This window comes from Rheinheimera pleomorphica, from assembly GCF_011634895.1.
Classification (GTDB): domain Bacteria; phylum Pseudomonadota; class Gammaproteobacteria; order Enterobacterales; family Alteromonadaceae; genus Alishewanella; species Alishewanella pleomorphica.
This window is the reverse complement of sequence record NZ_SIRR01000008.1, coordinates 330,198-346,667: the sequence shown is the minus strand read 5'-3', so window position 1 is coordinate 346,667 and position 16,470 is coordinate 330,198. Positions and strand designations below refer to the sequence as shown.

The 16,470-nt window shown below is 52.7% G+C and carries 17 protein-coding genes; 3 read left to right on the top strand and 14 right to left on the bottom strand.

What is annotated here, in order from left to right; genetic code table 11:
• Positions 1 to 12: 12 nt before the first annotated feature.
• The 14 genes from EYB30_RS10770 to leuS all read right to left on the bottom strand — a co-directional run bounded on the left by EYB30_RS10770 (position 13) and on the right by leuS (position 13,222).
• Complete coding sequence (locus tag EYB30_RS10770) at positions 13 to 372, bottom strand: PilZ domain-containing protein (protein ID WP_166838917.1); 360 nt, start codon at positions 370 to 372, stop codon at positions 13 to 15.
• A 143-nt stretch (positions 373 to 515) separates the two neighbouring features.
• Complete coding sequence (gene lipA / locus EYB30_RS10765) at positions 516 to 1,481, bottom strand: lipoyl synthase (protein ID WP_166838916.1); 966 nt, start codon at positions 1,479 to 1,481, stop codon at positions 516 to 518.
• Entirely contained in the window at positions 1,474 to 2,184 is a 711-nt protein-coding gene (gene lipB / locus EYB30_RS10760) for a lipoyl(octanoyl) transferase LipB (RefSeq protein WP_166838915.1), read from the bottom strand. Before lipB ends, lipA begins: the two co-directional genes overlap by 8 nt.
• Positions 2,185 to 2,233: 49 nt before the next feature.
• On the bottom strand, positions 2,234 to 2,515 hold the full coding sequence (ybeD, locus tag EYB30_RS10755; RefSeq protein ID WP_166838914.1) for a DUF493 family protein YbeD: 282 nt from the start codon (positions 2,513 to 2,515) through the stop codon (positions 2,234 to 2,236).
• A gap of 105 nt (positions 2,516 to 2,620) precedes the next feature.
• Positions 2,621 to 3,778 carry a serine hydrolase gene (locus EYB30_RS10750; protein ID WP_166838913.1) on the bottom strand — a complete coding sequence of 386 codons (1,158 nt, stop codon included), beginning with the start codon at positions 3,776 to 3,778 and terminating at the stop codon, positions 2,621 to 2,623.
• 32 nt (positions 3,779 to 3,810) lie between these two features.
• Entirely contained in the window at positions 3,811 to 4,623 is an 813-nt protein-coding gene (locus EYB30_RS10745; RefSeq protein WP_166838912.1) for a septal ring lytic transglycosylase RlpA family protein, read from the bottom strand.
• Positions 4,620 to 5,738, bottom strand: a complete 1,119-nt coding sequence (gene rodA / locus EYB30_RS10740; protein WP_166838911.1) for a rod shape-determining protein RodA — start codon at positions 5,736 to 5,738, stop codon at positions 4,620 to 4,622. The genes EYB30_RS10745 and rodA overlap by 4 nt, the downstream gene beginning before the upstream one ends.
• Entirely contained in the window at positions 5,731 to 7,599 is a 1,869-nt protein-coding gene (gene mrdA, locus EYB30_RS10735; RefSeq protein WP_174978744.1) for a penicillin-binding protein 2, read from the bottom strand. Before mrdA ends, rodA begins: the two co-directional genes overlap by 8 nt.
• Before the next feature lie 2 nt (positions 7,600 to 7,601).
• Complete coding sequence (rlmH, locus tag EYB30_RS10730) at positions 7,602 to 8,072, bottom strand: 23S rRNA (pseudouridine(1915)-N(3))-methyltransferase RlmH (protein WP_166838910.1); 471 nt, start codon at positions 8,070 to 8,072, stop codon at positions 7,602 to 7,604.
• Positions 8,073 to 8,078: 6 nt separating this feature from the next.
• Positions 8,079 to 8,384 (bottom strand): ribosome silencing factor, encoded by a 306-nt coding sequence (rsfS, locus tag EYB30_RS10725; protein WP_410200343.1) that lies wholly within the window; start codon positions 8,382 to 8,384, stop codon positions 8,079 to 8,081.
• Between the two features lie 77 nt (positions 8,385 to 8,461).
• Complete coding sequence (gene nadD / locus EYB30_RS10720) at positions 8,462 to 9,097, bottom strand: nicotinate-nucleotide adenylyltransferase (protein ID WP_166838908.1); 636 nt, start codon at positions 9,095 to 9,097, stop codon at positions 8,462 to 8,464.
• The gene (holA, locus tag EYB30_RS10715; RefSeq protein ID WP_166838907.1) at positions 9,090 to 10,136 is read right to left on the bottom strand and encodes a DNA polymerase III subunit delta; all 1,047 of its coding nucleotides are present in this window, start codon (positions 10,134 to 10,136) and stop codon (positions 9,090 to 9,092) included. Before holA ends, nadD begins: the two co-directional genes overlap by 8 nt.
• 19 nt (positions 10,137 to 10,155) lie before the next feature.
• On the bottom strand, positions 10,156 to 10,635 hold the full coding sequence (locus EYB30_RS10710; protein WP_166838906.1) for an LPS-assembly lipoprotein LptE: 480 nt from the start codon (positions 10,633 to 10,635) through the stop codon (positions 10,156 to 10,158).
• 1 nt (position 10,636) lies between these two features.
• Positions 10,637 to 13,222: a leucine--tRNA ligase gene (gene leuS / locus EYB30_RS10705; RefSeq protein WP_166838905.1), complete on the bottom strand. Its 2,586-nt coding sequence runs from the start codon at positions 13,220 to 13,222 to the stop codon at positions 10,637 to 10,639.
• A 135-nt stretch (positions 13,223 to 13,357) separates the two neighbouring features.
• Here leuS and EYB30_RS10700 point away from each other — a divergent pair, with 135 nt between their 5' ends.
• From EYB30_RS10700 to nhaD, 3 genes are all read left to right on the top strand, one after another.
• Positions 13,358 to 13,840, top strand: a complete 483-nt coding sequence (locus EYB30_RS10700; protein WP_166838904.1) for a zinc ribbon-containing protein — start codon at positions 13,358 to 13,360, stop codon at positions 13,838 to 13,840.
• Between the two features lie 232 nt (positions 13,841 to 14,072).
• Complete coding sequence (locus EYB30_RS10695; RefSeq protein ID WP_166838903.1) at positions 14,073 to 14,927, top strand: universal stress protein; 855 nt, start codon at positions 14,073 to 14,075, stop codon at positions 14,925 to 14,927.
• Positions 14,928 to 14,994: 67 nt separating this feature from the next.
• Complete coding sequence (gene nhaD / locus EYB30_RS10690) at positions 14,995 to 16,446, top strand: sodium:proton antiporter NhaD (RefSeq protein WP_166838902.1); 1,452 nt, start codon at positions 14,995 to 14,997, stop codon at positions 16,444 to 16,446.
• Positions 16,447 to 16,470: the final 24 nt, after the last annotated feature.

Below are 16,470 nucleotides of genomic sequence, written 5' to 3'. Positions count from 1 at the left end.
GGCGGGGCAGCCTTAGTCGTGTTCACTCAGCTCTGACAATTCGCGGCTTAGCAGCTCGGCATCACCAAGGTTCAGTTCCAGCAGGCGACGCAGGTGGGATACGCTTTCTATATCAATTTTTTCGCAGTGCAGCCCAACAGTGGTGGCGGAATGATGCGCTACACTGACGTCCATTGTCAGCTCTAGCGGAAAATCGTTTAACGAGATGCGTAATTGCATTACTTTAGGTAAGGAGCGCGGCCAATCAAGCGGCTTTTTAATCAGTGCGCCTTTAAGCGATAAATCCAGCACTTCGGTTACGCAGCTATGGCTGCCAATATCAATATGAGCTTTACCTTTAAAGCTTACCCGGCTAAAACGTCTGTTATCCATCGCGCCCCCCAATAATGCTGTAACAAGCATAGCGGTTTTTAGCTGAAAAAACAGCCTGGATAAACGCAGAATGGCCGTTGCTTCTGTTAATAAAAAATGCGCCTTGCGGCGCATTTTTCGTTAGTGTGCAGCTCAGCTGATGGTTAGCTTATGTCTTCACCGGCTGCCTGGCGATCGGCATGGTAGGAAGAGCGGACAAAAGGCCCGCTGGCGACGTGTTTAAAACCCAGCTCGTAGGCAATACGTTTTATCTCGTCAAACTCGGCCGGTGGCATATAGCGTTTTACCGGTAAGTGGTGTTTGCTCGGCTGCAGGTACTGGCCGACGGTTAGCATATCGACATCATGCTCACGCAGGTCTTTTAATACTTCAATCAGCTCTTCGGAGGTTTCGCCCAGGCCTACCATTAAGCCTGATTTGGTGGCGACATTCGGGTGGGCGGCTTTATAGCGTTTTAGCAGCTGCAGTGACCATTTGTAGTCGGCACCGGGCCGTGCCAGTTTGTATAGCCGTGGCGCAGTTTCCAGGTTGTGGTTAAACACATCCGGTGGCGTTTGGGTCAGGATATCCAGCGCGGTATCCATTCGGCCGCGAAAATCCGGTACCAGCACTTCAATTTTAATGTCCGGGCTGTGTTTGCGGATTTCGCTGATGCAGTCAGCAAAGTGCTGGGCGCCGCCGTCACGTAAGTCGTCACGGTCAACAGAGGTGATCACGACATACTTAAGCTTCATATCGCGAATAGTTAATGCCAGTTTTTCCGGCTCTTCGGCGCTGGGCGGTAAAGGCCGGCCGTGGGCGACGTCACAAAATGGGCAGCGACGGGTACAAATGGCGCCCAAAATCATAAAAGTGGCCGTGCCGTGGTTAAAACACTCTGTCAGGTTAGGGCAGGCGGCTTCTTCGCATACCGAATGCAGGCCATGTTTGCGCAGGGCGCCCTTTATCTGGTCAATGCGCTCTGAGCTTTTCGGCAGTTTTATTTTCAACCACTCGGGCTTGCGCAGCATTTGATCGGGTTCAGTCGGCAGTACTTTAACCGGAATTAAAGCCATTTTCTCGGCGTCACGCAGTTTTACGCCGGGTTCCATACGTGCAGTTTTAGTCATTTTGCCAATCTAACCCTGTTTTATGTTGCAATGCGTCGACATTCAGCGCCTGCTGAAAACATTGCACTATTCGTTGTTTGGCCTGAGCAATACTTTGCGGGCCGCCTACATCTTTGCATTGGATCATTTGCATACCGGCATAACCGCAGGGGTTAATGCGTGCAAACGGGCTTAAATCCATATTTACATTCAGCGCCAGACCATGAAAGGTACAGCCTTTGCGTACTCGAAGCCCCAGTGACGCAATTTTGGCGTCATCAACATAGACGCCGGGGGCATCGGCTTTGGCATAGGCGGCAATACCGTCTTGCTGTAACAAATCGACCAGTACCTGTTCTATTAAGGTCACTAAGGTGCGAACGCCCATATTACGGCGCTTTAAGTCCAGCAGCACATACACCACCAACTGGCCGGGGCCGTGATAGGTTACCTGGCCGCCACGGTCGACTTTCACCACCGGAATATCACCGGGGAACAGCAAGTGCTCTTCTTTGCCTGCCTGGCCCTGGGTAAACACACTGTGATGCTCGAGCAACCACAGCTCGTCATAGCTGTGTGGGCCGCGCTGGTCGGTAAATTGCTGCATGGCGTGCCATACAGTGGTGTAGTCCTGCACGCCCAGCTCTCTGATCACCAGTTGGTCGGTTATCGCTAAGGCTGCTGAGGTCACTTGTTGTCCGGCTTGCTGAGAAACGCTGTGCATTATACCGCCCTTTGTACACAATACGAATGGCTGAGTTGGAGGTACTACCTCAGAGTACGTAGCGTACCAGTTCAATTTTGCCAAGCTCGGTGTACAGCAACTCGATATGTTGTTTGCTGGTTACCGTTACGCTGACCGAAACTGAGTGATAATTGCCTTTGCTGCTCGGACGCACTGCCGGGCTGTAATCACCGGCGTCGGTATGCTGGCGCACTACCGCCATCACCTGATCGACCAGTGCATCATCCGCCAGGCCCAGTACTTTAAAGCTGAACTGACAGGGAAATTCCAGGTATTCGTCGAACTTGGTGTTTTTTACTTCATGCGCCATCTTGCTCTCACTATTACACTGCAGGCCGGAGCCTGATTAAACTGGGCTAATTGTAACAAAAAGTCCCGGACAATGCCGGGACTGAAACAGTAAAAATGCAGCGGCTTAGTTAAACTGCATCTTGATGTAATCAATCATCCGACTGAAGAAGCCACCTTGCGCAACCTCTTCCAATGCCACCAGCGGATAGGTGGCAATATCTTCACCATTTAACTTCAGGTATACCGTACCCACTGGCTGGCCTTTAGATATGGGGGCAATCAACTGCTGATCCAAGGTGAAATCGGCCTGCAGGTTTTTACGCTGACCGCGCGGTATGGTGATTTGCGCTGCTTCTAAGATACCCAGCTGAATATTTTCTTTATCGCCTTGCCAGATGCGTTGCTCTGCAAATTGTTCACCGGCCTGATAAGGCGTGATGGTTTCAAAAAAACGAAAGCCGTAGGTGAGCAGCTTTTTATTCTCGGTTTGCCGGGCCCGCTCGCTGTTGGTGCCCATGACAACAGAGATTAACCGCATGCCGTCGCGGGTGGCTGAGGTGATCAGGCTAAAGCCCGCTTCATCGGTATGACCGGTTTTAATGCCGTCAACGTCCAGGCTGCGATCCCACAATAGCGAGTTGCGGTTGTACTGCTTAATGTTGTTGTAGCTAAATTCTTTTTCGGCATAAAGTGCATATTCTTCCGGTACATCACGGATCAGCGCGGCAGATAAAATGGCCATATCGCGCGGTGTTGAGTAATTCTCTGCACTGGGCAGGCCATGGCTGTTACCAAAACGGCTGCTGTGCATGCCCAGGCGCTGGGCATGGGCGTTCATCAGATCAACAAAGGCGCTTTCACTGCCGGCAATATGCTCTGCCATGGCGACACAGGCATCATTACCTGATTGAATAATAATGCCTTTATTTAAATCGGCGACCGATACTTTAGTGCCGACTTCGATAAACATCAGTGACGAGCCGGGGAAATTCTTCGCCCAGGCCTTTTCACTGATGGTAACCATATCGTCGTTGCTAATATTACCGTTCTTCAGCTCAGTACCAATCACATAACTGGTCATCATCTTGGTCAGGCTGGCTGGCGCCAGCGACATATCGGCATTGTGCTCGGCCAGTACCTTGCCGGTGTCAAAATCCATCAGGATATGGCCTTTAGCGGCCACTTCAGGCGGTTGTGGGATCACGGTCTGGGCAGTAGCAGATAAGCTGAGGCTGGCTACGGAAACGGCGGCGATGGCGAAAATATGGCAATAACTGTTCATGAGACCTGTTCTTTTTAATCGTTATAGTGATGTCAGCTGCACTGACGGCTATCAAAAAAGTATGCATCCGGGAAAGGCCCGGCTTTTAACTGCGCCAGCCATTGCTGCGCTTGTTGTCTACTGGCAGTAGGACCAACCAATAAGCGAAAAATTCCACTGCCGGGCTGTATTTCACTGGGCAGGGCCTGTTCGCGCTGCAACTGTTGCTGTAACCGGCTTAAGCGGTTGCTATCGGTACTGGCCAGTACCTGAATAAAGCAGCTGCTGGCAGCCGGCTCGTTTAGCTGGGCATACATGGCCGGTGATTGTAACAGCTCCAGCTGAACTTTGGCTGTACCCTGGCGCAGCATGCCTATTTTGTGCGCGGCCGAGTAGGATAAATCGATAATGCGGTCACGGTGAAACGGGCCGCGATCATTCACACGCACTATCGCCGACTTATTGTTGTCCAGGTTGGTTACCTTAACATAGGACGGCAGCGGCAGGGTTTTATGTGCGGCTGTCATGGCAAACATATTGTAGGTTTCACCGTTGGAAGTCAGGTGGCCGTGAAACTTATTGCCATACCAGGACGCTATACCAATTTCATGGTGGCTGGTGCTGTCAACCAGCGGTGTATAGTGCTGGCCAAACAGGCTGTAAGGTTTATTGCCACCACGGCTAAGCGGCTCAGCCTGTGGCTGCGGATCGGTCATTTCCAGCATGGTTGGCAGGCGCTGCGGTATGCTGTCTTTTGCTTGCTGGTACCGGCCGGCATTGGGCTCGGGCTGGCTGTAACGGCCTGAGCAGCTGCAAGCGGTTAACACCAGGGCGAAAGTACTAAGTAGTAAGACGTTTTTTATCATGGCGCTGCCAACATCCGTTTATGGGTACCGACTGACATAATGACACCAAAAGCGGCCAGCAATGTCACCATCGAGGTGCCGCCATAACTGACCAGCGGCAACGGCACCCCAACTACAGGTAATAAGCCCGACACCATGCCAATATTAACAAAGACATAGACAAAAAAGGTTAGCGTAAAGCTGGCGGCCACCAGTTTGGCGTAGTTATCTTGCGCCTGACTGGCAATCAGCATGCAACGGCCGATGATAAACAGATACAAGCCAAGTAAAATTAACACGCCGGTTAAGCCAAGTTCTTCGCTGATCACCGAGAAAATAAAATCGGTATGGCGTTCGGGCAAAAATTCCAGCTGTGACTGGGTACCCTGCAAATAGCCTTTACCCTCAATACCGCCCGAGCCGATGGCAATTTTTGACTGAATAATATGGTAACCAGAACCGAGCGGATCGCTCTCCGGGTTTAAAAAGGTCAGCACGCGCTGGCGCTGATAATCGCGCATTAAAAACAGCCATAAAATCGGCAAAAACGCCGAAATGGCGCCGCCGACAAAGGCGATAATGCGCCAGCTCATACCCGACATAAATAGCACAAATACGCCGGCAGTGGCGATAAGAATAGAGGTGCCTAAATCGGGCTGTTTGGCAATTAGTAAGGTGGGAATGGCGCACATGGCAAAGCCCAGTAGCAAATGGCCCAGGCGTGGCGGCAAGCTGTGTGACGAAATAAACCAGGCTACCGCCATCGGAACCGCCAGTTTCATCACCTCAGAGGGTTGAAACTTCATAAAACCTAAATCAAGCCAGCGCTGGGCGCCTTTACCCACATGACCTACCAGCAGCACAGCTACCAGCAAACCCAGACCGGCAATAAACAGTGGTAATGACCAGCGCTTTAGCGTTTGCGGCTTTACCTGCGCCACAGCGATCATCACGGCAAAGGCGACACCGAGGCGCACCAGCTGGGCTTTCATCATAAAAACACTTTGCCCTGAGGCGCTGTACAAAATAAACAAGCCAAAGCCGACCAGTGCCAGTAAACCCAGCAATAACGGGCCGTCGATATGAAACAATGCCAGCCGGCTGTGCCGGGCGTTACCGCTAAACTGCTCATTCATTCTGGTTTACTCCGGCGGTAAAATAGTAATCCAGCATTTGCCGGGCAATCGGCGCGGCGTTACTGCCACCGCCACCGGCATTTTCCAGCGCTACGGCAATTACGATGCTGGGCTTGTCGAATGGGGCATAACCAATATACATCGCGTTGTCGCGTAGCCGCTCATCTATGCTGTCGGCATCATATTCACCATCTTGTGCTATGGCCGCTAACTGGGCGGTACCGGTTTTGCCAGCCGCGCTATAGCTGGCCCCCTCAAACGCCTTGTAGGCGGTGCCGCCGATATCTTTTACTGTACGGTGCATGGTGTCCATCACCACTTGCCAGTTGTCGGGGTTTACCACCTGAATAACCGGCGTTAACGCTGGAGCATGGGGCGTTTGCTGTTGCTCGGAACTAAAAGCGGTCACCAGATGTGGCGTTGGCAACTGGCCCTGATTGAGTAAGACGGCGGTAGCCACCACCAACTGTAGCGGCGTGGTGGTCCAGTAGCTTTGGCCAATGCTCAGCGGCACCGTATCGCCGGGATACCAGGGTTGGTTATGCCGGGCCCGTTTCCAGCCGCGCGATGGCATAATGCCGCTGCTCTCTTCCAGAATGTCGATACCGGTTTTTTCACCAAAGCCCATTTTGCTCATGTAATCAGAAATACGGTCTATGCCAAGCTTAATGCCCATTTCATAGAAAAAGGTATCACAGCTTTTGATCATGGCGGTGTACACGTCTACCCAGCCGTGGCCCCAGCGCAGGTGATCGCGAAAGCGGTGGTCACTGTTGGGCAACATAAAATAGCCCGGATCCCAGATTTTAGTCTGCGGTGTAATCGTATTGGTTTCCAGCCCCAGCAGCGCCAGATGCGGTTTAATGGTTGAGGCCGGGGGGTAGGTGCCCTGGGTAACCCGGTTAATCAGGGGTCTGTCGCGTGAATTGAGCAATGCATTGTAATTGGTTGAGCTAATGCCATGCACAAACAGGTTAGGGTCATAACTGGGGTTGCTGTAAAACGCCAGCACTGCGCCATCTCGCGGGTCCATCGCCACTATGGCGCCGCGTTGTTGTTTTAGCACTTGCTGTGCGGTCAGTTGCAGGCCGACATCCAGCCCCAAATGAATATTTTGTCCGGACACCGCCGGTACCGAGCGCAGCACGCGGATCAGGCGGCCACGGTTGTTCACCTCAACTTCCTGATACCCCATAGTGCCATGCAGCTGACGTTGATAAAAACGTTCCAGGCCAATTTTGCCAATATCGCGGCTGGCGGCATAATTCGCCGCTTCACCGTCCTCTTCCAGCTGTTGCAGTTCGCGGCTGTTAATTTTGCCAATATAGCCAATAGCATGGGTAAATAAATCGCCAAACGGATAATGCCGGCTTAAACGCGCCTCAACGGTGACGCCGGCAAAGCGGTGCTGATTGGCGGCAATAATCGCCACTTCGGTGTCGGTTAGCTGCTCTTTTAGCGCTATGCTATTAAAACGGCGCTGGGCACGCACCTGCTTTAAAAAGGCGTCGATTTGCTCCGGACTCAGGCTAATTAGGGTAGCTAATGCCGCCAGGGTAGCGTCCATATCGCCAACTTGCTCGGGTACCAACTCCAGTGAGAACACCGGGCGGTTTTCGGCCAGTAAAATACCGCTGCGGTCGTAAATAAGGCCGCGGTTGGGGGCCATAGGCACGACTTTAATGCGGTTACCTTCAGAGCGGGTCTGGTAATCCTGGTACTTAACGACCTGCAGCTGGTACTGGTTAAAGATGATCAGGCTAAACAGGGCGACCACTATTAACATTGCCACTATCGCTCTGCGGTTAAACAGGCGAGACTCGGCGGCAAAATCCTGAATGGCAACGCGCTTTTTTAACATCTTTACTCGCGATGATAAGGGTGGTTAGTACAAATACTCCAGGCCCGGTACAGGCTTTCTGCCAATACTACCCGCACCAGCGGATGCGGCAGCGTTAGCGCAGACAACGACCATTTCGCCTCACTGGCGGCAATGCAGGCCGGGGCCAGCCCTTCAGGCCCTCCCACCAGCAGACACACATCGCGGCCATCGCGCTGCCAGTCGGTCAGTTTAGTGGCAAGCTGTGGGCTACTCCAGTTGTCGCCGGTGACTTCCAGGGTAACAATTTTGCTGCCGCGAGGTACTGCGGCCAGCATCTTTTCGCCTTCCTGCTCCAGAATGCGCTTAATATCGGCGTTTTTGCCGCGTTTGCCGGCCGCTATTTCAATCAGCTCTAACGGCATATCACGCGGAAAGCGGCGGGCATACTCGTCATAGCCATGTTGTACCCAGGCTGGCATTTTACTGCCAACGGCGATCAGCACTAACTTCATCCTGTTTTACGCACTCCAGAGTTTTTCTAACTGGTAAAAACTGCGTGTCTCTTCCAACATCACATGCACTACCACGCTATCTAAATCCAGCAGCACCCATTCGCCCGAGCTCTGGCCTTCAATGCCTAAGGTATTGATACCGGCTTTTTTGACTTCGGCGGCAACATAGTCGGCGATAGATTTCGTGTGGCGGTTAGATGTGCCGGAGCAGATGACCATAAAATCCGTGACGCTGGACTTACCGCGTACATCTAAGGTCACGATGTCGCGGCCTTTCATATCGTCAATTTTGTCCTGAATAAAACTTACCAGCTCGGTTGTTTGCACCCTGATTCCTCTGCGCGTTAAAAAAGCGGCATTTTAGCATAGTTTGCCCCAGGCGATAGCGCTTACGCCTGATAGAGTTGCTGTGTTTGAATATAGTTCAATACTGCCGGATCTAAAGTATTCTGCACGGCGTTGGCACTGGCCAGTTGGCTGCGAATTTGGCTGGCACTGACATCGTGTAACGGGTTAGGTAACAGTAGAATACGGCCCTGTGCGTAGTGCTGCATGGCGGCCAGGCTATTAACGCCGTATTGCGTCAGCAAGGCAGGGGCATCACCGTCTGTCGTGCGATAACCCGGACGTTGACATACCAGCAGATGACAGAGCTGCAAAATGCCTTGCCAGTCTTTCCAGCTGCAAAAACTGCACAACGAATCTGTACCGATAATAAAGTAGAACTGGCTGTCGGGTTCGCGCTGGCGCAGTAAACGTAAACTGTCTACGGTGTAGGACGGGCTGGTTTTATCCAGCTCCAGCCTTTCCAGCTGCAACCCTGGGTGGCCGCTAATGGCCAGCTGCACCATAGTAGCGCGCTCTGCTGCGCTTACGCCTGGCGTGGCGCGATGTGCCGGCAGATGACAAGGCATTAACCGCACCTGGTCCAGCGCACAGTAGCGCAGCACAAAGTCAGCACAGGCAATATGGCCGTTGTGTATCGGGTCAAAGGTGCCGCCCAGTAAGCCGATATATTTAGTCATGGCCTGCCTGCTGCAGTGAGAAGGTTTTCGCCACCGGCTTTAGCATTAAGGTGACCAGATGGGCCAGCGCCACCTCAGTGTTGCTTAGCTGGCCACTTTTGTATAGCCGGTCAAACGCCGCCAGCTCTTGTAGCAAATAATCAAGCCAGCTTAAGCTTAAACGCTGTAGCGCTGTGTGATACAGCCCCTGGCGTTTGGGCCAGATCGCCAGCTGTTTAAACACCTCAGCCAGCGGCTGCCCTTGCTGCTGCGCCTGCTGTAGCTGGCGCAACTGCAGTACTTCTTTTTGCAGTTGCCAGGCAATGATCACCGCTTCGGTATCCTGTTGGCATAAACGCTGCAGTCGGTGCAGTGCGGTATCAAGCTGGCCTTGCAAGATGGCGTCAACCAACTGAAACACGGTAAAACTGGAATGATCGGCAAGAAACTGGCTTAACGCATCCGCATCCAGCGGCTGCGGCAGTTTACTCAGGGCCAGTTTTTCCAGCTCCTGTCGCGCAGCCAGCAGGTTACCGGCGCAATGCTGCTGCAATAGTGTCAGTGCTTCACTGCTTAGCTGCAGCTGTAACTGACGGGCCCGCTCGCGTAACCACTGCAGGCTTTGGCGCTCATCTAACGGGTAAATAGCGACCTGCACTGCTTGTGGTGCCAGTTGTTTGAACCAGGCCAGTTTACTGACGTCACTAAAGCTACGCTCGCCATGGATCAGCAAAATGATGTCGCTGTGCAGCTGTTGTGGCAGGCTTTTTAACTGCTCATTGGCTGGTGCAGACAGTTTTTGTTGCACCAGCTCCAGTTCAATCAGGCGGCGTTCGGCAAATAGTGACATTGCCTGCAGCTCATTACTCAGTTCCTGCCAATCAAACTGGGCGTCGGCGGTTAAGCTGATCCGTTCGCTATAGCCGTGTTGTCTGGCCGCCGCGCGCAGGGTATCGATGGCCTCGAGTTTTTGCAGCGGCTCTTCGCCAAACAGCAGATAGCACGGCGCCAGCGTACTTTGTACCTGCTGCGCTAACTGATTGGCATAGAGTTTTTGCATTATGGCAGCCAGAATGTCGCTATTGTAGCCGCGACAACTGGCGTAGTATGCGGTTAGCCGCTTGCTGGCGCAGCTCGCCCAGCATCAGCTCCAGTTCTTTGGCTTTAGCCAGTGCCTGGTTAGGGTCGTCCTGATAATCGCGAAACAGTTCAAACTGATACTGCTGGGCATCACGCTGCGGCATGGTCAGCGCGTAGCGAACTTTGTAAATCAGCTCGTACTCGGCTACCTGACCGTTAGGAAACAGAGACAGGGTGCGCCGCTCCAGCGAGTCATCCAGCAATTGCAACATAGGGGCGCCGGGCTGGTAACTGCCAAGCAGCTCAACTTTATTGTATTTCAGCCGTTCGCTGACCAGCGCCGCCAGCTCAGAGTGACGCTCACTTTGCACATACATCGCCGGAAAGTGGCTCAGGGGTAAATCACCACGCAGATGAAAACCACAACTGCTTAGCAGTAAACTAAACAGTATGACCAGTAGCAGGCTGAGGCGGGCCATATCAGCCCACCACCAGATTCAGCAACTTGCCCGGTACGTAAATGACTTTACGCACGCTAACGCCATCAAGATGGCGGCTGACATTGTCGTCGGCTTTGGCGGCATTAAGCACCGTGTCTTCTGTAGCATCGGCGGCAACAGTGACCTTGCCCCGTACCTTGCCATTTACCTGCACTACCACCAGCTTTTCATCTTCGACCATGGCCGCGGTATCGGCCTGTGGCCACGGCGTCTGTTCAATGCTGTTACGCTGGCCCAACTGTGCCCAAAGGTATTGTGCGACGTGCGGCGTAATAGGGTTTAGCATTTGCAGCAGCGCCAATACGGCTTCCTGCATTACTGCGCGGTCAAGCTCAGTAGCCAGGCTGGCTTTTTGCAGTTTATTACTCAGCTCCATAATGGCTGCAATGGCTGTGTTAAAGGTATAACGTCGACCAATGTCGTCAGACACTTTAGCAATGGTTTTATGCAGTTCGCGGCGCAGAGTTTTTTGCTCGTTGTTTAATGCAGCAATATCCAGAGAGCCAACAGTGCCTGCAGCGGCGAAATCGCTGACCAGGGTGTAAATGCGTTTAATAAAACGGTGCGCGCCTTCAACCGCTGAATCTGACCATTCCAGCGTTTGCTCTGGTGGCGCGGTAAACATCATAAACAGGCGCACGGTGTCGGCACCGTATTGATCGATGACCTTTTGCGGGTCGATGCCGTTGTTTTTCGATTTTGACATCTTGCTCATGCCTGATGCCACGACCGGCTGGCCATCGCTGTTCAGGATGGCTTTAACAATACGGCCTTTATCATCGCGCTCTACGCTGACGTCGGCTGGTGAGAACCAGGCTTTACCGCCGTTATCAGTATCGCGGTAGAAGGTTTCAGCCAATACCATGCCCTGACACAGTAAGCGTTTAAAGGGTTCATCGGATTGCACTAAGCCAACATCGCGCAGCAGCTTGTGGAAGAAGCGGCTGTACAGCAGGTGCAAAATGGCGTGTTCAATACCGCCTATATACTGATCGACCGGCAGCCAGTAATTGGCTTTGGCCGGGTCCAGCATGGCTTTGTCGTAATCCGGGCTGCAGTAGCGGGCATAGTACCAGCTTGACTCCATAAAGGTGTCGAAGGTGTCGGTTTCGTGGAAAGCTTCCGCGCCGTTGTAGGTGGTTTTCGCCCACTGTGGGTCGGCCTTGATCGGCGAAATCACGCCATCCATCACTACATCTTCCGGTAAACGCACCGGCAGCTGATCTTCCGGCACCGGCACCTGGCTGCCATCGGCCAGGTTTAACATTGGAATCGGCGTGCCCCAGTAGCGCTGGCGCGATACGCCCCAATCACGCAGGCGGTAGTTTACTTTTACTTCACCCCGGCCCATGCCGGCCAGTTTGTCGGCAATCGCTTTAAAGGCCGCGTCAAAGTCCAGGCCGTCAAATTCGCCTGAGTTAACCAAAACGCCTTTGTCGGTGTAAGCAGCGTGTTCCAGTGTTACCGCACTGCCATCAGCGGCGCTTATAACCTGCTTAATTGGCAGTTGGTATTTAGTGGCAAATTCGTAATCGCGCTGGTCATGGCCAGGTACCGCCATCACGGCACCTGAACCGTAGTCCATCAGCACAAAGTTAGCGACCCATACCGGTACCTGTTCGCCGGTTAACGGGTGCACGGCAAAGATGCCGGTAGCACAGCCTTTTTTCTCCATAGTGGCAAGCTCGGCCTCGGCCATTTTGCCACCTTTGCAGTCTTCAATAAAAGCTGCCAGCTCAGCATTTTGGGCTGCCGCTTGCAGTGCCAGCGGGTGCTGCGCGGCGACGGCAACATAGGTGACGCCATACAGCGTATCCGGCCGGGTGGTATAGACGCTTAAGCTTTGCCCGGAACCTGCTATATCAAAACGGATCTCGACGCCTTCTGAGCGGCCAATCCAGTTTTTCTGCATGGTTTTTACCTGCTCTGGCCAGCCGTCTAACTGGTCTAAATCAGCCAGCAGCTCTTCGGCATAAGCGGTAATTTTGATAAACCACTGCGCTAATTCGCGCTGCTCTACCAACGCGCCTGAGCGCCAGCCTCGGCCGTCAATCACCTGCTCGTTGGCTAGTACACATTGATCAACCGGATCCCAGTTCACCGTTGCCATTTTTTTGTACACCAGGCCTTTTTCGTACAGCTTGGTGAAAAACCACTGCTCCCAGCGGTAGTATTCTGGCTTGCAAGTGGCGACTTCGCGGCTCCAGTCATAGCCAAAGCCTAAGCGCTTTAACTGGTTTTTCATGTAGTCGATATTTTCGTAGGTCCACTTGGCCGGCGCGGTTTTATGGTTAATGGCGGCATTTTCGGCCGGTAAACCAAAAGCGTCCCAACCCATAGGTTGCATCACATTTTTACCCTGCATGCGCTGAAACCGGCTGACGACGTCGCCTATGGTGTAGTTACGCACATGGCCCATATGCAAGCGCCCGCTGGGGTAGGGGAACATCGACAGGCAGTAGAATTTTTCTTTGCTGGCGTCTTCAGTCACTTTAAAAGCGTTTGTCTGTTCCCATTGCTGCTGCAGTGCGGTTTCAATCTGCTGCGGGTTGTATTGTTCTTGCATTCAGGTCTTCCGAAAAAGGGGGTTAGTACAGCTGCCAGCATGGTGGCAAAAAAGTGGCTATAGCATACCGCAGAGCCGTTTTGACAACAACAAGCAGCGCATTGTCTATACTGGATTTATCGACGAGGAGGCAGCATGGCAGATTTCCGGAAAAAGTATCAACAATGGCTGGCTGAATTTAGCCAGGGCCTAAAGCAAACCGAGCAGCAGCAAATGACGCAGTTGGTTGATGTGGTAGAGCAGCTAAAAGCCTACCTGAAAGCCGGTAAAGATTTAAGCGCCTACGAAACCACCTTATTTATTGAAACGCTGAAACGCCAGTGGCAAGACCTGGCAGCGGCAGAGCAGGCTGAGCAGGAAAATACTGTGCCATCACTATGGCCGGAGGCCTTGTGGCAGGAACTGAGCTGTATTACCGATAAAAGCCAGTTGGAATGGCAGGAACTGAGCCAGGATTTTAAACATCAGGGCGTTTATTATCAGGGCGAGATGGTTGGTATGGGGCGTTACCGCTGCAGCCAGTGCCTGACATCTACAGATTATACTCATCCTTCTGAGCTACTGGCCTGCGCCCATTGCGGCGGGGTACAGTTTTTCCGCGAAGGGTTGCCGGTGTAAAACGCACGCCATAAACACTGTTAAGCCTGCTTTTTTTTTGTTAGCATACCGGCCCGTCAAGTACGGCTGTCGCGATTTGGCAGCTGCTGGTCTCACCCTTTTACCCGGGTGATATACCACTAATGTTGAATATTGTTTTTGCTGCGTTGCGTTATGCTGTGCTGATTTGCAGCGGGCAACAGGTTATTTTGCTTAAGTTGCTGCAGCGGCGATAACACCACTGAGAGTTGTTATGAGCACACATGTTCTGGCCTGTATTGATGCCTCGCCCTATGCTCAGGCAGTATCTGACTATGCTATTTGGGCGGCCAAAAAACTTACCGCGCCAGTGACCATGCTGCATGTGCTGGACAAAGCCCAGCATACGCAAACGCCGGATTTAAGCGGCAGCCTTGGCTTAGGCTCGCAAGAGCTGTTGCTGCAACAACTGGCCGAGCTGGACGAAAAACACAGCAAGCTGGCATTGCAGCAAGGCCGTAACATTTTAGCCGCCGCCGCTGCGCGTGCCGGGCAAGCCGGGATCAGCGCCGTTGCACAGCGTTTACGTCATGGCCCCTTGCTGGACGCCCTGACTGAGCTGGAACCTGACAGCCGCTTGCTGGTGTTGGGTAAACGAGGCGGTGACAGCGCCCAGGCGCATGGCCAGATGGGGCTGCATGTAGAGCGGGTGATCCGCAGTGTGCAAAAACCTATTTTGTTAACCCAGCAAGCTTATATTGAACCTAAACGCATTATGCTGGCGTTTGATGGCAGTGCTACGGCAATAAAAAGCGCCCAAATGCTGGCGGCCAGCCCGTTGCTGCGTGGTTTACCGCTGCATCTGGTGATGGCGGGGCAAGATAGTGATGCGGCACAGCAACAAATCGTCGCGGCGGCACAGCTGTTGCGGGACAACGGTTTTGAGACTAAAACGGCTATTGTCGCCGGCGAACCGGAGCAGGTGCTACACCAATATCAGCAGGAACATGTTGTCGATCTGATGGTAATGGGCGCTTATGGCCACTCCCGTATCCGGCAATTTATTGTGGGCAGCACGACCACTGCCATGATCTGCAAAGCGACCTGTTCGCTGCTGATCTTACGTTAACCCGAAACCCGGCTGCTGGCCGGGTTTTTTGTACCCGTAACCTTAACCAGGAAGTGTTGTTACTATTATGCAAAAGCAAACAATGTTGTTGTGCTCAGCTTTGTTGCTGAGTGTCTTTGCTCCGGCAAGCTATGCAGCAGTAGGCGCGGTTGATTTAACGGCCAGTGTTACCGGCTTTGTTGCTATCGGTATTTTTGTGCTGGCTTATGCGTTGGTAATGATGGAAGAAAAAATCCATCTGCGTAAGTCTAAGCCGGTGCTGGTGGCTGCCGGTATTATCTGGGCGATGATTGGCTGGCAGTATGTGCAATCTGGTATGCCGGCTGAGTCGGAAGCGGCATTTCGCCATACCTTGCTGGAGTTTTCCGAGCTGATGCTGTTTTTGCTGGTCGCGATGACCTACATTAATGCGCTGGAAGAGCGCCGCTTGTTTGACGTACTACGCAGCTGGATGGTGCGCAAAGGCTTTAGCTATAAACAATTGTTTTGGATCACCGGCATATTGGCATTTTTTATCTCGCCGGTGGCCGATAACTTAACCACAGCACTACTGATGTGTGCTGTGGTGATGAAAGTGGCCGAGGGCGATAAAAAGTTTATTAACCTGTGCTGCATTAATATCGTTGTGGCCGCCAATGCCGGCGGCGCTTTTAGCCCTTTTGGCGATATTACCACCCTGATGGTATGGCAGGCAGGCTTGCTTAACTTTGCTGAGTTTTTAGTGTTGTTTGTGCCGTCACTGGTGAACTACCTGATCCCGGCGCTGATCATGGGCTTTTTTGTTGAAAACCGTAAGCCGGCAGCACTGGAAGATGACATAGAGTTAAAACGCGGTGCACTGCGCATTTTAACGCTGTTTTTGCTCACCGTTGCCACCGCCGTGGCCTTTCATACGGTACTGCATTTACCGCCAGTGCTGGGCATGATGACCGGCCTGGGGTATTTGCAGTTTTTCGGTTACTTCCTGCGGGTGACACTGCCGGGCTCACTGGCGCGTAAGCGTGCCATGGCCGAACGTGAAGGCGATATCGAACGGATCCGGGCGCTGGGGCAGGTTGTCCCCTTTGACGTCTTTAGCCGGGTGTCGCGTGCCGAATGGGACACCTTATTGTTTTTCTACGGCGTGGTGATGTGTGTTGGTGGTCTGGGCTTTATCGGTTATCTGGCGCAAATGTCTGATCTGCTGTATACGCAATGGGATGCCACCTGGGCCAATGTGGCGCTGGGCATCATTTCTGCGGTAATCGACAATATTCCGGTGATGTTTGCCGTGTTGACCATGCAACCGGAGATGTCGCATGGCCACTGGTTGTTAATTACCTTAACCGCCGGTGTCGGCGGCAGTTTGTTATCAATCGGCTCGGCCGCTGGTGTCGCGTTAATGGGCCAGGCGCGGGGATATTACACCTTTGCCGGCCATTTAAAATGGGCGCCGGCCATCTTGCTGGGCTATGTCGCCAGCATACTGGTGCATTTATGGCTGAATAAAGAAAGTTTTTCAGTTTTTGGTGTCAGCTGAGTAAATATTCTAGCTAACTTGCTT

Coding starts and splice junctions, on each gene's coding strand:
- EYB30_RS10770 (WP_166838917.1), bottom strand. CDS start 372: ATGGATAACAGACGTTTTAGCCGGGTAAGCTTTAAAGGTAAAGCTCAT.
- EYB30_RS10750 (WP_166838913.1), bottom strand. CDS start 3,778: ATGAACAGTTATTGCCATATTTTCGCCATCGCCGCCGTTTCCGTAGCC.
- nhaD (WP_166838902.1), top strand. CDS start 14,995: ATGCAAAAGCAAACAATGTTGTTGTGCTCAGCTTTGTTGCTGAGTGTC.
- leuS (WP_166838905.1), bottom strand. CDS start 13,222: ATGCAAGAACAATACAACCCGCAGCAGATTGAAACCGCACTGCAGCAG.
- nadD (WP_166838908.1), bottom strand. CDS start 9,097: ATGACTAAATATATCGGCTTACTGGGCGGCACCTTTGACCCGATACAC.
- rodA (WP_166838911.1), bottom strand. CDS start 5,738: ATGAATGAGCAGTTTAGCGGTAACGCCCGGCACAGCCGGCTGGCATTG.
- ybeD (WP_166838914.1), bottom strand. CDS start 2,515: ATGGCGCATGAAGTAAAAAACACCAAGTTCGACGAATACCTGGAATTT.
- EYB30_RS10695 (WP_166838903.1), top strand. CDS start 14,073: ATGAGCACACATGTTCTGGCCTGTATTGATGCCTCGCCCTATGCTCAG.
- EYB30_RS10710 (WP_166838906.1), bottom strand. CDS start 10,635: ATGGCCCGCCTCAGCCTGCTACTGGTCATACTGTTTAGTTTACTGCTA.
- EYB30_RS10745 (WP_166838912.1), bottom strand. CDS start 4,623: ATGATAAAAAACGTCTTACTACTTAGTACTTTCGCCCTGGTGTTAACC.
- rlmH (WP_166838910.1), bottom strand. CDS start 8,072: ATGAAGTTAGTGCTGATCGCCGTTGGCAGTAAAATGCCAGCCTGGGTA.
- lipB (WP_166838915.1), bottom strand. CDS start 2,184: ATGCACAGCGTTTCTCAGCAAGCCGGACAACAAGTGACCTCAGCAGCC.
- holA (WP_166838907.1), bottom strand. CDS start 10,136: ATGCAAAAACTCTATGCCAATCAGTTAGCGCAGCAGGTACAAAGTACG.
- mrdA (WP_174978744.1), bottom strand. CDS start 7,599: ATGTTAAAAAAGCGCGTTGCCATTCAGGATTTTGCCGCCGAGTCTCGC.
- lipA (WP_166838916.1), bottom strand. CDS start 1,481: ATGACTAAAACTGCACGTATGGAACCCGGCGTAAAACTGCGTGACGCC.
- EYB30_RS10700 (WP_166838904.1), top strand. CDS start 13,358: ATGGCAGATTTCCGGAAAAAGTATCAACAATGGCTGGCTGAATTTAGC.